Annotated in this window: 11 protein-coding genes; 4 read left to right on the top strand and 7 right to left on the bottom strand. The window is 71.9% G+C overall.

The genetic code is table 11. The features are described from left to right. Window positions 1-59 precede the first annotated feature (59 nt). The 5 genes from HD597_RS12020 to HD597_RS12000 all read right to left on the bottom strand — a co-directional run bounded on the left by HD597_RS12020 (window position 60) and on the right by HD597_RS12000 (window position 7,923). Entirely contained in the window at window positions 60-1,157 is a 1,098-nt protein-coding gene (locus tag HD597_RS12020) for an acyltransferase family protein (RefSeq protein WP_253742096.1), read from the bottom strand. A gap of 72 nt (window positions 1,158-1,229) precedes the next feature. After that, window positions 1,230-2,309, bottom strand: coding sequence for a pyridoxal-phosphate dependent enzyme (locus HD597_RS12015; RefSeq protein ID WP_253742095.1), 1,080 nt, complete (start codon window positions 2,307-2,309; stop codon window positions 1,230-1,232). Window positions 2,310-2,617: 308 nt separating this feature from the next. After that, entirely contained in the window at window positions 2,618-4,945 is a 2,328-nt protein-coding gene (gene hypF / locus HD597_RS12010) for a carbamoyltransferase HypF (RefSeq protein WP_253742094.1), read from the bottom strand. A gap of 158 nt (window positions 4,946-5,103) precedes the next feature. After that, complete coding sequence (arc, locus tag HD597_RS12005; protein ID WP_253742093.1) at window positions 5,104-6,867, bottom strand: proteasome ATPase; 1,764 nt, start codon at window positions 6,865-6,867, stop codon at window positions 5,104-5,106. 204 nt (window positions 6,868-7,071) lie between these two features. Further along, window positions 7,072-7,923, bottom strand: coding sequence for a tRNA (adenine-N1)-methyltransferase (locus tag HD597_RS12000; protein WP_253742092.1), 852 nt, complete (start codon window positions 7,921-7,923; stop codon window positions 7,072-7,074). A 55-nt stretch (window positions 7,924-7,978) separates the two neighbouring features. On the opposite strand from HD597_RS12000, the gene HD597_RS11995 reads away from it, so the two are divergent. The 3 genes from HD597_RS11995 to HD597_RS11985 all read left to right on the top strand — a co-directional run bounded on the left by HD597_RS11995 (window position 7,979) and on the right by HD597_RS11985 (window position 11,173). Next, a complete protein-coding gene (locus tag HD597_RS11995) occupies window positions 7,979-9,070 on the top strand; it encodes a GNAT family N-acetyltransferase (RefSeq protein WP_253742091.1) in 1,092 nt (363 codons plus the stop codon). A gap of 263 nt (window positions 9,071-9,333) precedes the next feature. After that, on the top strand, window positions 9,334-9,837 hold the full coding sequence (locus HD597_RS11990; protein WP_253742090.1) for a hypothetical protein: 504 nt from the start codon (window positions 9,334-9,336) through the stop codon (window positions 9,835-9,837). A gap of 508 nt (window positions 9,838-10,345) precedes the next feature. Further along, window positions 10,346-11,173: an SDR family oxidoreductase gene (locus HD597_RS11985; RefSeq protein WP_276083627.1), complete on the top strand. Its 828-nt coding sequence runs from the start codon at window positions 10,346-10,348 to the stop codon at window positions 11,171-11,173. 256 nt (window positions 11,174-11,429) lie between these two features. Here HD597_RS11985 and HD597_RS11980 read toward each other — a convergent pair whose 3' ends face one another. Together HD597_RS11980 and HD597_RS11975 are read right to left on the bottom strand one after the other, a co-directional pair. Continuing rightward, entirely contained in the window at window positions 11,430-12,863 is a 1,434-nt protein-coding gene (locus tag HD597_RS11980) for an FHA domain-containing protein (RefSeq protein WP_253742088.1), read from the bottom strand. 341 nt (window positions 12,864-13,204) lie between these two features. Then, on the bottom strand, window positions 13,205-14,341 hold the full coding sequence (locus HD597_RS11975; protein ID WP_253742087.1) for a site-2 protease family protein: 1,137 nt from the start codon (window positions 14,339-14,341) through the stop codon (window positions 13,205-13,207). Between the two features lie 115 nt (window positions 14,342-14,456). On the opposite strand from HD597_RS11975, the gene HD597_RS11970 reads away from it, so the two are divergent. Then, on the top strand, window positions 14,457-15,317 hold the full coding sequence (locus HD597_RS11970) for a RecB family exonuclease (protein ID WP_253742086.1): 861 nt from the start codon (window positions 14,457-14,459) through the stop codon (window positions 15,315-15,317). The last annotated feature ends 70 nt before the right edge of the window (window positions 15,318-15,387 follow it).

The raw sequence follows: 15,387 nt of genomic DNA, 5'->3' as shown, positions 1-15,387 counted from the left end.
TCTATCCGCCGTTTATATGCCCGAGCCTATGCCCTTCACAGTGCCCCAGGGCCACAGAGTTATGGCACCGACGTCTTTTCCATCTGTACGGCGGGAGCTGATGTGGTTTGTGTAGGTCTGCGGGGCTTGAGTAGCCGCTGGATGGGGCGTTCGGCAAAGGAGTAGACCAAATACGACACGAGAATCGACACGAGTGTCGTGATCGTGGCGACGGCCCAGGGGGGCAGGTCGCCGGTGAGCAGCGGGATGAGGGCCACGGCGATGACGCTATGGAAGAGGTAAAGCGGGTATGTGGTGCCGCCGAGCGCGGTCAGGATCCGCGAGCTTCGCATCCGCAACATCCCGAGTGCCATGAGGGCCATCACGGCGAAGATCAGCGTCAGGGTGATGATCACGCTGAGGTCGGTGACGGGCATGTTCTTGAACCCGGCGAGCTCGATGCGGCCGTGCACGCGGCCGAGGGCCGAGTGGAGGGAAAGCCCGTAGGAGACGGCGATGTAGAGCCAGGGCAGCCAGCCGCCGCCGCGCTTGTGCACGAGGTAGAGGGCCATGCCGGCGACGAAGTACCCGGCGTAGCCGGGCATGACGATCTCGCGGACGAGCTCGGGCACGGCGAGGTCGTTGTCCTCGAGGAGTTTGACGCCGAGGGCGGCGGCGAGCCAGATACCGCAGAAGGTCAGGACGCGCCCGCGCGTGACGCCGATGATCACGAGGATGGCGATCAGCAGGTAGAAGCGGAGCTCCGCCCAGAGCGACCAGTAGACGCCGCTGGCGTCGGTGACCTTGAACAGCCGCTGGAACATGCTGGCGTTCAGCAGGTATTCACCTGGGGAAAGTTTTGGGTCGAGCGCCTTGGCGCCGGTGAGTGCGTAGAGGGCGGCGATGGCGGCCAGGCTGAGCCAGTACGCGGGGTAGAGGCGGACGAGCCGGGAGCGGGCGAACGCGCCGAGCCCGCGCCCCCACACGGTCATGAGGATGACGAAGCCGCTGATGATGAAGAACAGCTCGACGCCGAGGATGCCGAGCCCGGCGATGGGCGCCAGCGCGGGGAACAGCTCGGCGGGCCGGTCTCCCCAGACGGAGGCGTAGGCGACCAGGTAGTGGAAGGCCACGACGGCGAGGGCGGCGAGGAACCGCAGGAGGTCGAGCTCGGCCAACCGGCCGTCTCCGCGGGCGTGTCTGGATCGGGACCGGTTGGGTGGTTGCACGCCCCTTTGACGTCACTCTGATCACTTTGGTTCCACGGGTCCTTCTGTTCCCACGAGCAACACGCGTGCGGTGTGGTCGAGGCCGAGCCGTTCACGGGCGCCGGGGGTGAGGGCGAGCAGCCCGGCGGCTCCGGCGGCGCCGCAGTCGGACAGGCGGACGCCGTGGGCGGCGAGCAGGCTGGTGGCCGCGGCGGCCTGCTCGTCGCTGATGGTGAGGTAGAGGTCGGCCAGGTGGGACAGGAGGCGGTGGGCCAGGAGGGAGGGCTCGCGGCAGTCGAGCCGGCCGAGGGTGGTGGGGTGGCCGCTGACGCGGACGGGCCCGCCGGCGCGGGCGCTCTCGAGAAGGCAGGGGGCGCCGTCCGGCTCGACGACGACGATCCTGGGCCGCTCGCCCCACCGGTCGCGTACGTATCCGGCCGCGGCGGCGGCGAGCCCGCCGACGCCGGCCTGGACGAACACGTGGGTGGGCCCCGTCGCCTGATGCCCGCTATCAGCCTCTGTGGGCTCTTCTGCGGGCGGGAACGCGCCGGGGTCGGACAGTTCGTCGAACAGGACGCTGTAGCCGCGCATGACGTCCAGGGGGACGCCGGTATAGCCGTCCCACGAGGTGTCGGCCACCAGGCGCCAGCCGTGCTCCTGGGCGTCGGCCATCGCGGCGGTCATGCTCGCCTCGTAGTCGTGCCCGGCGCGCCGCACCTCGGCGCCGAGCGCGCGCAGCCGTTGCGCGAACGCCTCGGGCACGCCTTCGCTGAGGTGGACGACGCACGGCACGCCCACCTCCGCCGCGCCGGCGGCGACGGAGATGCCGTGGTTGCCGGCGCTGGCGCAGACGAACGGCGCGCCGCCGCCTTCGCGTTCGGCGAGCAGGTGCACGGCGTACGCGCCGCCGAGCGCCTTGAAGCTGCCCAGCCGCATGCGGCCGCTCTCGTCCTTGACGTAGGCGACGCCGGCCCCGCCGAGGCCGGGGACGGCGTGGACGGGCGTGGGCCGGTAGTCGGGGTGGCGCGCGAAGCGGGCGCGGGCCTGGCGGGCGTGCTCGACGCCGATGAGCGCGCGGTCGTGCTCGGTGTACGGGGTGCGGGCCGGGTTGAGGTATTCCATGATCGCCATGCTAGGCGCGGTCCTGCCGCCCACCGGGGACGGCGAACCGCAGCGCCGCACCGGGTCGCGCGGACGAGCGGGAGCGGCCACCGTCGCCACGCGCCATCCGCGCCGCACGCCATCCGCGCCACGCGGCAACCCGCACCACGTGAGCGACCTGCCACGTGAGCAATCTGCGCCACGCCCGCAAGGCGAGGGCCTCGCGCAGGGCCGCCTCGCTCGTGCGCACCGACGAGCCACCGCTCGGGGGCGAGCGAGGCGGTCGAGAGCAGGCCGGTGGCCTCGCCCCCGTCCGGAGGGCCGGGCCGTTACGTGCGGTCGCGGGTGGCCGCAGCGACGGAGGCCTGGCCGAGGCTGAGGCCGCCGTCGTTGGGCGGCACGCGTACGTGCTTGAGCACCCGGAAGCCGGCCGCGCGCAGCCGCTGGACGGTGCGGTCGAGCAGGAGGGCGTTCTGGAAGACGCCGCCCGAGAGGGCGACGGCGGTCAGGCCGGTGCTCTGCCGGAGGGCGACGCAGGTGCGGGTGATGGCGGCGGCGACGCCGTTGTGGAAGCGGCCGGCGATGACGCCGGGATCGGCGCCCGCGGAGAGGTCGGCGGCGGCGGCGCGGACGAGGTCGCCGCCTTCGACGATCAGGGGGCCGGAGGCGGGGGTGGTGACGGCGGCGGGGTAGGCGCCGGTTTCGGCGGGCTCGGCGCGCTGTTCGAGCTCGATGGCGGCCTGCCCGTCGTAGGTGATCTTGTCGCGGACGCCGAGCAGCGCCGCGACGGCGTCGAACAGGCGGCCGGCGCTGGAGGTGAGCGGCGAGTCGAGCCCGGTGGCGGCGAGGTGGAGGGCGTCGTCCCAGCGTTCGGCGTTGCGCCGGGCGACGTCGAGCCCGGGGTGGTCGTCGCGCAGGTAGGCGGCGGTCATGCGCCAGGGCTGCCTGATGGCGGCGGCGCCGCCGGGCATGGGCACCTGGGCGAGGTGGCCGAGGCGTTCGTAGCCGGCCAGGTCGGCGCGGAGGAACTCGCCGCCCCACAGGGTGCCGTCGGCGCCGTGGCCGAGCCCGTCGAAGGCGACGCCGATCACGGGCCCCGGGTCACCGTTGTCGGCCAGGCAGGCGGCGATGTGGGCGTGGTGGTGCTGGACGCCGACGTGTTCGACGCCGGTGATCTCCAGGGCGTGCCTGGTGGAGAGGTAGCCGGGGTGCAGGTCGTGGGCGACGATCTCCGGGCGGATGCCGAACAGGCGGCAGTAGTGGTCGATGCTCTCCGCGAAGGCGCGCAGGGTGTCGTGGTTCTCCAGGTCGCCGATGTGCTGGGAGACGAACGCGCGCCGCCCTTGGGCCAGGCAGAAGGTGCTCTTGAGCTCGGCGCCGCAGGCCAGGACGGGTGCGGAGACGGGCCGGCGCAGGGCGAGCGGCTCGGGGGCGTAGCCGCGGGCGCGGCGCAGCATGGTGATGGCGCCGGGCAGGGGGCGGATCACGGAGTCGTCGGTGCGCTGGTGGATGGCGCGGTCGTGGGTGAGGAAGGCGTCGGCGATGCCGCCGAGGCGGGTGAGCGCGTCGTCGTCCTCGTACGCGATGGGTTCGTCGGAGACGTTGCCGCTGGTCAGGACGATCGGTTCGGCGAGCTCGGCGAGCAGGAGGTGGTGCAGGGCGGTGTAGGGCAGCATGAGGCCGAGGCTGCGGTTGCCCGGCGCGACGGACGGGGCGACGGACGGGACGACGGACGGGGCGACGGCGAGCGGGCCCGCGGGAGCGCCTGTGGGGACGCCGGCGGGGGCGGCGTCGCGGCGGGGCAGCAGCACGATGGGGCGGGCGCGGCCGGTGAGGAGCGCGGCGGCGGTGTCGTCGATCTCGGCGAGCAGGCGGGCCTGGGCGAGGTCGGCGGCCATGACGGCGAACGGCTTTTCCTCTCGGTGCTTGCGGCCGCGCAGGGCGGCGGCGGCGCGTTCGTCGGAGGCGGTGACGGCGAGGTGGTAGCCGCCGAGGCCCTTGACGGCGACGACGCGGCCGGCCCGCAGCAGGACGGCGGCGCAGGCGATGGGGTCGCCGCACAGCTCGGTGCCGCGCGGGTCGCGCAGGCTGAGCCGGGGCCCGCAGGCCGGGCAGCAGGTGGGCTGGGCGTGGTAGCGGCGGTCGCCGGGGTCGTGGTACTCGCGGGCGCAGTCGTCGCACATGCCGAAGGCGGCCATGGTGGTCGTGGGCCGGTCGTAGGGAACGCCGCGGACGATGGTGAAGCGGGGGCCGCAGTTGGTGCAGTTGATGAACGGGTAGCGGTGGCGGCGGTCGGCCGGGTCGGCGAGCTCGCGCAGGCAGTCGTCGCAGGTGGCGGTGTCGGCGGAGACGAGGGCACGGCGGGGGCCTGCGGGGTCGCTGGTGGCGATGGTGAAACCGCGGTGGCCGGCGGGCTCGCCGCTGACGACGGTGACGCGTTCGATGGCGGACAGGGCGGGGGCGTCGCGTTCGAGCGCGGTGAGGAACTCCTCGACGCCGGCGAGTGCTCCTTCGACCTCGATGTGGACGCCGTTGACGTCGTTGTGCACGCGTCCGGCGAGGCCGAGCCGGTTGGCGAGCGAGTAGACGAAGGGCCGGAAGCCGACCCCTTGGACGATGCCTTCGACGTGCACGTCTACTCGTTTGAACGTGGTCACAGGGCCAGTGTGCGCCTCATCGGGGAGGTGTGCATGCGTATCGGCCGTGTCGCCGCACGTTCGGCGGGTCCTCGCGGTCGCCGGGCGTGGCGGCGGACGGGCCCGGACAGGCGGCAGGGCCGGGCGGGGAGTCCCGCTCGGCCCTGCCGTCCAGGGGTTTACAGGTACTGGCCGGTGTTGGCGACGGTGTCGATGGACCGGCCGGCTTCGGTGCCCTGCTTGCCGGAGACGAGCGTGCGGATGTAGACGATCCGCTCGCCCTTCTTGCCGGAGATGCGGGCCCAGTCGTCGGGGTTGGTGGTGTTGGGCAGGTCCTCGTTCTCGGAGAACTCGTCCACGCAGGCCGAGAGCAGGTGCTGCACCCGCAGGCCCTTCTGGCCGCTTTCGAGGAACTGCTTGATGGCCATCTTCTTGCCCCGGTCGACGATGTTCTGGATCATCGCGCCGGAGTTGAAGTCCTTGAAGTAGAGGACTTCCTTGTCGCCGTTGGCGTAGGTCACCTCGAGGAAGCGGTTCTCTTCGCTCTCGGTGTACATGCGCTCGACGACGCTCTGGATCATGCCCTGGATGGTGGCCGCGCGGGAGTCGGAGTGCTCCGCGAGGTCATCGGGATGCAGGGGCAGGTCGGAGACGAGGTACTTGGAGAAGATGTCCTTGGCCGCCTCGGCGTCCGGCCGCTCGATCTTGATCTTGACGTCCAGGCGGCCGGGCCGCAGGATCGCCGGGTCGATCATGTCCTCGCGGTTGGAGGCGCCGATGACGATGACGTTCTCCAGGCCCTCGACGCCGTCGATCTCCGAGAGCAGCTGGGGGACGATGGTGTTCTCCACGTCGGAGGACACGCCGGAGCCTCGGGTCCGGAAGATCGAGTCCATCTCGTCGAAGAACACGATCACCGGGGTGCCCTCTGAGGCCTTCTCGCGGGCCCGCTGGAAGACCAGGCGGATGTGCCGCTCGGTCTCGCCGACGTACTTGTTGAGCAGCTCCGGGCCCTTGATGTTGAGGAAGAAGCTCTTGCCGGACTGGCCGGTCTTCTCCGCGACCTGCTTGGCCAGGGAGTTGGCGACGGCCTTGGCGATGAGCGTCTTGCCGCATCCGGGCGGCCCGTACAGCAGCACGCCCTTGGGGGGACGGAGCTTGTGCTCGCGGAACAGGTCGGCGTGCAGGTAGGGCAGCTCGATGGCGTCCCTGATCTGCTCGATCTGCCGCATGAGGCCGCCGATCTCCTCGTAGGAGATGTCGGGGACCTCTTCGAGCACGAGCTCTTCGACTTCGGACTTGGGTATGCGCTCGTAGACGTAGCCGGAGCGAGGTTCGAGCAGGAGCGAGTCTCCTGCCCTGATGGGCTGGCCGACCAGCGACTCGGCCAGTCGCACGACGCGCTCTTCGTCGGCGTGCGAGATCACCAGGGCGCGCTTGCCCTCGTCGAGCAGTTCCTTGAGCATCACGATCTCGCCGACCTCTTCGTAGCCGAGTGCTTCGACCACGTTGAGCGCCTCGTTGAGCATGACCTCCTGGCCACGCCTCAGCGAGTCGACGTCGACGGCCGGGCTGACGTTCACGCGGAGCTTGCGCCCTCCGGTGAACACCTCGATCGTGCCGTCTTCTCTGGCCTCGAGGAAGGTGCCGAAGCCGGATGGCGGCTGCGCCAGCCGGTCGACCTCCTCCTTGAGTGCGACGATTTGGTCCCTGGCCTCCTTGAGGGTTGCCACCAGACGCTCGTTCTGGCCTGTCACGGCCGCGAGATTCGCCTGTGCCTCATGGAGACGCTCTTCGAGGACCCTGGCCTGACGGGGTGACTCGGCCAGCTTCCGCCTCAGCGCGGTGATCTCCTCCTGGAGGAAGGAGACCTGTGTTGAAAGATCAGCGACCTCCCGTTCGCGCTGCGCGGCTCGAGCCTCAGCATCATCGCGAGCTGCCACGCCCCGTCACCTCCTTCCCAGTCGAGGGCGACTACTAAGGACCTTACCTATCTCGGGCCCCTCCGTAACCTGGCCGGGCAGTGTTCGTAGAGTGACATTCAGTATTCGTTGAATAATCCCCAATAGTGCGTTTAATACTCCCAGCATATGAACACGGCGATCTGTTCCCGTGTCACGCACCAACGCACCCTCGTGGCCAAATTGTCATAGTTCTTCAGTGGTCCCCTTCGGTCGACGACGGCGCGGCGGCGGGGTCACGCCGTCGGCCATGCGCCGGGCGATGACGAGGAACCCGGTGTGGCCGATCATCCGGTGATCGGGCCGTACGGCGAGCCCTTCGACATGCCAGTCGCGAACCAGGGTCTCCCACGCATGCGGCTCGGTGAAACACCCGTGATCGCGAATCGCCTCGACCGTCTTGGACATCTGGGTCGTCGTGGCCACGTAACAGCAGATCACGCCGCCGGGCGTGAGCGCCTTCGCGGCCGCGTCGACGCACTCCCAGGGGGCCAGCATGTCGAGGATGACGCGGTCGACGTCCACCTCGTCGATGGAGGCGACCAGGTCGCCGACGACCAGGCGCCAGTTGTCGTCCATGGGCCCGCCGTAGAACTTCTCCACGTTCTTGCGCGCCACGTCGGCGAACTCCTCGCGCCGCTCGTAGGAGGTGACGTGCCCCTCGGGGCCGACGGCGCGCAGCAGGAAGCAGGTCAGGGCGCCGGAGCCGACGCCGGCCTCGATGACGCGGGCGCCGGGGAAGATGTCGGCCATGCCGACGATCATCGAGGCGTCCTTGGGGTAGATGACGGCCGCGCCGCGCGGCATGGCGAGCGTGTAGTCCTGCAGGAGGTGGCGGAAGGCGAGGTACTGGGTGCCGCCGGAGGAGCGCACGACGGAGCCTTCAGGCTGCCCGATCAGGTCGCTGTGGGGGATGGCGCCCTTGTGGGTGTGGAAGACGCCGTCCTCCTTGAGCGTGATCGTGTGGCGCTTGTTCTTGGGGTCGGTGAGCTGCACCTGATCCCCTGCCTGGAATGGCCCATGCCTGCGGAAACCCATGGCGGCAAGGTTATAGGGCTTTCGAGCCCGTCCGGACGCGCGATATCTATGGGGGATGCTCCCGCGTGACGTGATCTCGTCCGGCTCCCTGATCCTCCGGCCTCCGGCGGAGGACGACGCCGAGGCGATCGTGAAGATGTGCGACGACCCGGTGACGGCCAGGTTCGTGCCGTCGTTGCCGCAGCCGTACGAGGCGGGTCACGCCCTCGACCACGTACGCCGCTCGGCGGGCGCCTGGCAGGACGGCGGTGCGCGGTACGCCGTCACGGAGGGCGGCCGGTTCGCCGGGCTCGTCTGGCTGGAGCCGCCGGACCGCTGGGACGTCTCGGGCGTGGGCTTCATGGTGGCGCCGTGGGCGCGCGGCAGGGGCGTGGCGGCGACGGCGGTGCGGGCGCTGACCGACTGGGCGCTCGACCACGGGGTGCGCAGGGTGGAGCTGCAGGCCGAGGTGGAGAACGTGGCGTGCCTGCGGGCCGCGTACCGGGCGGGTTTCCGCGAGGAGGGGCTGCGGCGGGAGGCCAGGCGGCTGCGCGACGGGCGCTTCGCGGACTACGTGGTGTTCGCCAGGCTCAGGGGGGAGGCGGCGCCGGCGGTGGAGCCGTTCCTGCCACTGCTGGAGGGCGGGGCGCTGGACGACGGCGTGGTGCGGCTGGAGCCGATGGCGCCCGGCGACGCCGCCGACTACCACCGGATGATGGCCGAGCCGAGCGTGGCGGCGTACTCGGTCACGCCGCCCGCCTCGCTGGAGGACGCCGAACGGCGCTGCCGGTACACCGGCTACTGGTGGCTGTCGGGGCAGCGGGCGGAGATGGCGGTCAGGGACGCGGGCTCGGGGGCGTTCGCCGGGCACATCCAGCTCATGCAGGTGGTGCCGGCGCTGGGCCAGGCCATGGTCGGCTACTCGCTGCTGCCCGGCTTCCGCGGGCGCGGCTTCATGACGCGGGCGGTCGGGCTGGTGGTGGACTGGGCGTTCGCGCGTACGGCCCTGCACCGGATCGTGGCGGGCACCGACGCGGACAACACGGCCTCGCACGCGGTGCTGGAACGATCGGGGTTCCTGCGGGAGGGCGTGCACCGGGAGCTGCTGCCGCGGCCGGACGGCACGCGGGCCGACGACGTCCAGTGGGCGCGGCTGCGGCCGGCGTAGCCCGCGGGGCGGGCGCCCGCCCCGGGGGCGCGTTGGGCCCCGCTGGGGCGCGATCGCCGTCGTGGGAACGCTGTGGCCCGCCGGAGGATCACGGCGGTGTTGCGGCGGGACGGACGGCTGGTCCGAAATTGGCAAAAATCCTGATTTCCTGTTGAGGGGTAGTCAAGGGCCGCGTCGAGGGCGATAGTCAGGGCACCCGCTGGCGAGTTTCGCGCGATCGGGCTGCGCGATCTCGCCCCCTCCGCCTCCGAGGGGATCTCGCGATGCCATACAACCGTGTCGACGTCGCCATGCGCGAACTCCTCTCCGCGTTCTCCTGCCTGCAGGCCGCGGAGCTGACCGACCGGCTGGCGCGCACCGCCGCCGCCGTCGCGGGCACCGCCTATGCCGGGTTCGTCCGGGTGGACGCGCTGCGGCAGGAGGCGTGCCCGGTGCACGTGCACACACCGCCCGGAGACCCGCTGCGCCTGCGGCAGTGGCTGGTGGAGTCGGGGGTGCTGAAGGAGCTGGCCGCGTCCTGCGAGGCGGTGCGGCTGCCGCCGGACGTCTCGATGGGCGAGCCGGGCTTCCTGGCCACGCCGGTGCCGGTGGCGGCGCGGGACCACACGTTCGTGTGGGTGGCGGGGCGGGGGTTCTGCGACGGGGACGAGCATCTGCTGGGGCGGTTCGCGACGGCGGCGGGGCGGGCGATGGAGGCGGCCAGCGGGTGTGAGGCGGCGGTGCGTCTGTTGCGGGGCGTACGGGCTTTCCGACCGGTCCCGCCGTGATCGCCCGGTTTCGAGGCAGGCCGGATCCCGGGGAATGGGGCGGCCGGTACGAGGGCGCGTTGACGCCTTCTCCGGCACCATTCCACGCTCCAGATATCCGAAGGATCTTCACGATTTAGTGGGCCGGGCGAAATATTGCCGACATTTCACGATTAGGCGGAATACAACCTCCGCCGCCTCTTCCCCGCCGCCCACACCCCTGCCGGAAACCGCGGTTCCGGGCCTTCGCCCGCGACGAGCCCCCCTGCGCCGCACTCCGGAAACGCCTCACCCACCTCGCCTCGCGCACGCCCGGCCGCGTGACGACGGGGCCTCACACGCGGACGCGTCACGTCATCGCCGGACACCTCATCGGGATCGATGGACACCTCATCGGGCCGGCTCGCACCTCCCGCACAACCTCCTTATGGCCCTTTGTCGCCTTTCTGCCTAAATGCCGCGAGAAGCTCAGTAAGTGATCACCGTCTGGATTCCGCGGCGAGCTCCGGTAACGTGGCCGGTCGTGAAGATGCTGATCGTGGGCGGGAGCGGGTTCCTCGGCGGCGAGCTCGTACGGCGCTGCGCCGCCGAGGGCCACGACGTGGCGGCGACCTGTCTGAGCCGGCCCGGAGAGCGCGCACAGGCGACGTGGCTGCGCGTGGACGTGCGGGAGAGGCGGGACGTGGCCGCCGCGATCGACACGTTCCGGCCGGAGGTGACGATCAACGCCGCCTACCGCCAGGGCGACTGGGCGATCACGGCGGAGGGCGCCGCGAACGTGGCTGCGGGGGTGGCTCGCGTGGGCGGGCGGCTGGTGCAGGTCTCCAGCGACGTGGTCTTCTCCGGGGCCGCGAAATGGTACGACGAGACGTGCCCGCCCGACCCGATCACCCCGTACGGGGCGGCCAAGGCGGCGGCGGAGACGGCCGTGCGCGCCGTGCTGCCCGAGGCCGCGATCGCCAGGACGTCCCTGATCCTCGGGCACGGCCGATCGGGGCACGAGGCGCTGGTGCGCTCGCTCGCGACGGGGGCGGGTGAGGGGGTGCTGTTCACCGATGACGTGCGCTGTCCCGTCCACGTCGGCGACCTGGCGGCGGCGCTGGTGGAGGCGGCGGTGGGCGGCCTGTCCGGCGTGCTGCACGTGGCGGGCGCCGACGCGGTGAGCCGGTACGAGCTGGGCGTGCTCGTCGCCCGCCGCGACGGCCTGGACGCGGCCCGCCTGCGCACCGGCCGCCGGGCAGGCTCCGGGGTGCCGGGGCCGCTGGAACTGCGGCTGGACTGCTCGGCGACGCAGCAGCGGCTGAGCACCCGGCTCCGGGGCGCCCGCGAGTTCCTGGCACCGTCCGACGCCCCCTGAGCACCACCGCGCCGAGCCGGCGGCACCGTACCAACCGGGGCACCGCACGACAGCAGGACCGCACGACAGCAGGACCGCACGACGGGCGCGGCGAGCGCGGCGAGAGGCCAGGCGGCCGACGGCGGGCAAGGGCGCAACCTACCGGGGCCGCGGCGAGCGCGGCCGCACGACGGGCGCGGCGGAGCGGCATGCGGCCGTCCTGCCGCTCCTTCCGCGGCCGCCCGCGCCCCACCTCCGGGACGCGGGCGAGGCGAAGCTATCCCCGGTGCGCCTCGAAGCGGAGCGTCCGGGACACCCCGACGCGGACCGTGGTCCCCGGGGCGATCGTGACGGGCTCGTTCGGCGGGATGTCGTAGAAGTTGGGGTCGCCGGGCGGCTGGATCTGGGTGCCGTTGACGGAGCCCAGGTCCACCAGGTTGACGTCCCACCCGTCGAGCGCCACCCGCAGGTGGCGGCGCGAGACAGAGCCGTCGGGGCTGGTGACCTTGGCGGGCCTGGCGGTGCCGCCGGCCACCTCAGGCGCCCGCTCGGGGTCGCGGCCGAGGAGGTAGTCGCTCTCCAGGGGCAGCGCGGTGCCGTCGTCGAGGATGAGCACGCCGAGCGAGGGCCGCGGCCCCTTGTAGGGGACGAGCGTGCGCTGCACCAGCGCGATGCCGCAGACGGCGCAGTAGGGCACGCGGGGGTCGTTGAAGTGGTCGTTCTTGCAGTCGACGCCGTAGACCAGCGGCCGCTCGCCGTGGTCGGGGTGCTGCTCCTGCTGCGGCGGGCCCGGCTGGTCGTAGTGGTCGGGCGGGCCGAGCACGGGCGGCGCGGGCGGGTCGTAGTGGTCGGGCGGGCCCATGTGCTGACCGACCGGCTCGCCGATGCCGTTGCCGGACAGGGGAGGCTCGTCGTAGGAGGGGAACTGCTGCTGCTCGGGCAGCGGCGGCGGCTGCTCCTGCGCGGGCTGGTAGAGCGGCTCCTGCGGCGGCAGGTAGGGCGGCGGCTCCTGCGGCGTGTGGTAGGCGGGCGGCTCCATCGGCTGGGGGCCGGAGGGCGGGCCGGGCACGATGGGCGGCTGGTCGGCCATCGGGTACGGCGGGCGCTCGACGGGCTGCTGCTGCTGGGGCTGCTGGGGCTGGGGCTGGACGAGGTCGGGCTCGAGGTGGAAGCCGGTGGCGGGCAGCTCGCTGGTGAGCAGCCTGGGCTCGGCGGGGGCGGCGGGCCGGGCGGCGAACTCGCCGGTGAGGTCGCCGACGAGGCCGCCGCCGTGCACGATGCCGCCGGCGAAGCGGACGGCGGGGTGGGGGCTGCCGGCACCGGGAAGGCTGAGCTCGACGCGCTCGACCGGGCCGCTGACGAGGCGGTCGGCCCAGGTGAGGGAGTCGCTGCCGGCCAGGCGGGTCTCGCCGCCGGAGGTGACGATGGTGGCCGAGGCGGAGCCGCTGACCAGGACGGCGACGCCGCCGCCGACGGGGCCGGCGACCGCGCAGGTGGCGGGGTCGGAGGCCATGTTGGCGGCGAGCACCTGCGCGGCGCGGCGGGCCAGCGCCCGGCCGTCGCCGCCGGAGGCGGCGGTCTCGCGCAGCGCCTCGATCAGGGCGTCGGCGGCCGACTCGGCCGAGTCGCACACCAGCAGCAGCCCGCCCTCGTAGGCGACAAGCCCGTTTCCAGGAAGCGGACGCACCACTCCGAAGCCTTGGTCGGTCATGCGTCCTCCCTCATGACGACCGTGCTGCGCTCATCGGTGCCCTCGCTGCGCTCGGTCACTCAACTCTCCTCCCCGGAAGCCGGCGTTGTTACGGCACCCGCACTGCCGTGCCGGCCACCAGCCATACGCATACCCAGCCGACGAGGCCGTGTCGCGGCCCCCTCGTCTCGATTCGGTGAACCGGTGGACCCGCAACAAACCCCTCAACTGTGCAAGTTTGGCCAAACAGAACACTATCGGCCAGGCGTGGCATCGCAGAAATCGCGGGGGTTGGCTCCGGCCACCCGAAACTGCTGGACACGACCCTATCGAGGGGCCGACGGTTAAACGAGTGGGACATATCAGACGCCGGTGAAAACCCTGTTCACGTCGGCCGTGGACAGCACGCCGTAGATCTCCCCGCCGTCCTCGACCAGCAGGTACTCGCTGCCGGGAGCCTCGCGCATGGCGTCGATGAGCGGCTCCCCGGTCAGGCCGGCGGCGAGCACCATCTGGGGCTCTAGGGACTTGGCCAGGGAGCCGACGTTCACCCAGGGGCGGCGGTGCTCGGGAGTGGCCTGGACGGCGGCCTCGCTGACGATGGCCAGCGGCCTGCCGTCGTGGTCGACGACGACGAGCGCGCCCGCCCGCTGCTCGGTGGCCTGCCGCAGCGCCTCCGACAGCGGCGTCTCGGCCGTCACCGGGATCGCCCTGCGGGCCAGGGCGCGCGCGTTGACCTGCGGGATCCTGGCCCTGATCTTGGCGACGCGCAGCGACTGGCTGGCGCCCATCCAGATGAACGAGGCCAGCACCAGCGGCCAGATGACGTTGGTGAAGTCGAGCTCCCGCCCGCTGGACAGCATGCTCACGATCGGGAACGCCACCAGCAGCACGGCCAGGACGCGCCCGCCCCAGGCCGCCACGACGGTGCCGGAGCCGGGGTTGCGGGTGACCTTCCACACGCCGGCGCGCAGCATCCTGCCGCCGTCGAGCGGCAGCCCTGGCAGCAGGTTGAACACGCCGACGATGAGGTTGGCGAACCACAGCTGCCAGGTGAGCACCTCGAGGATGCCGCCGTCGTTGATCAGGTAGACGTCGGCGACGAGGCCGATCCCGGCCAGGCCGAGCGAGAGCGCCGGGCCCGCGGCGGCGACCATGAACTCCTTGCCCGGCGTGGGCGGCTCCTTCTCGATCTCCGACACGCCGCCGAGCAGGTAGAGGGTGATCCTGCGCACCGGCAGGCCGTACGCCTTGGCCAGCACGCTGTGGGCCAGCTCGTGCAGCAGCACCGAGACGTACAGCAGCACCGCGAACAGGAACGCCACCCCGTAGGCGGCGAAGTCGTCGAGCTGGGGCAGCATCTGACGCATCTGCGGCCCGAACATGACGGTGATGAAGGCCGCCACGAGGAACCAGGTCCATGAGACGTACACCGGAATGCCGAACGGCTTCCCCATCCGGATGCCTGAGGACTCCTGCCGCGGGCTCTGCTCGCTCACCGCACTCCTTGAACGTCCATTACGTGCTGTTGCTGCCTTGATGCTACGCGCCCGATCACGTGATCCTCGTTCCGCGGCGGTTATTCTGTCGGGGTCTTGACCTAGAGTGCGGTGCATGACGTTGACCGAGCCGGTGATCATCGGAGCTCTCTCCCCGTCCCGGGCGGGCGATTTCATGACGTGTCCGCTGCTCTATCGCTTCCGGGTGATCGACCAGCTCCCGGAGAAGCCGTCGCAGGCGGCGGTGCGGGGCACGGTGGTGCACGCGGTGCTGGAGCGGCTCTACGACCTGCCGGCGCCGGGCCGCTCGGTGGAGGCGGCGCTGGAGCTGCTGGAGCCGCAGTGGGAGCGGCTGCTGGCCGACGACCCGCAGTACGCGCGGATGTTCGCCGACGAGGCGGAGCAGGCGCAGTGGCTGGGGCAGGCGCGGGAGATGCTGCGGCGCTACTTCACGCTGGAGGATCCGACGCGGCTGGAGCCGGCCGAGCGGGAGCTGTACGTGGAGGCGGTGCTCGACGGGGGGCTGATGCTGCGGGGTTACGTCGACCGGCTCGACGTGGCGCCGACGGGCGAGGTCCGGGTGGTCGACTACAAGACGGGCAGCGCGCCGGGGCCCGACTTCGAGGCCAAGGCGCTGTTCCAGATGAAGTTCTACGCGCTGGTGCTGTGGCGGCTGCGCGGCAGCGTGCCGCGGCTGCTGCAGCTCGTCTACCTGGGCGGGCAGGGAGAGGTGCTGCGGTACGCGCCGGACGAGGCCGACCTGCTGGCCACCGAGCGCAAGGTGATGGCGCTGTGGGCGGCGATCGAGCGCTCGCTGGTGACGGGCGAGTGGCGGGCGCGGCGCAGCCGCCTGTGCGACTGGTGCGACCATCAGGCGCTGTGCCCGGAGTTCGGGGGCACGCCGCCGCCGGTGCCCGACCGTCAGCCGGGCGACACGGTGCGCAGCAGCCGCCGCTCGGCCACGGACGAGCTGTAGGCCGCGCCCGCCCTTCAGAGCGCACGTCCGCAAAAGGCGCACGTCCGCGAAGCGCTGGTCCGCGAGCGCC

The sequence above is a fragment of the Nonomuraea thailandensis genome, from assembly GCF_024172165.1.
GTDB lineage: Bacteria > Actinomycetota > Actinomycetes > Streptosporangiales > Streptosporangiaceae > Nonomuraea > Nonomuraea thailandensis.
Note: the sequence above shows the minus strand (reverse complement) of the source record. Positions and strands in the feature narration are given on the sequence as shown.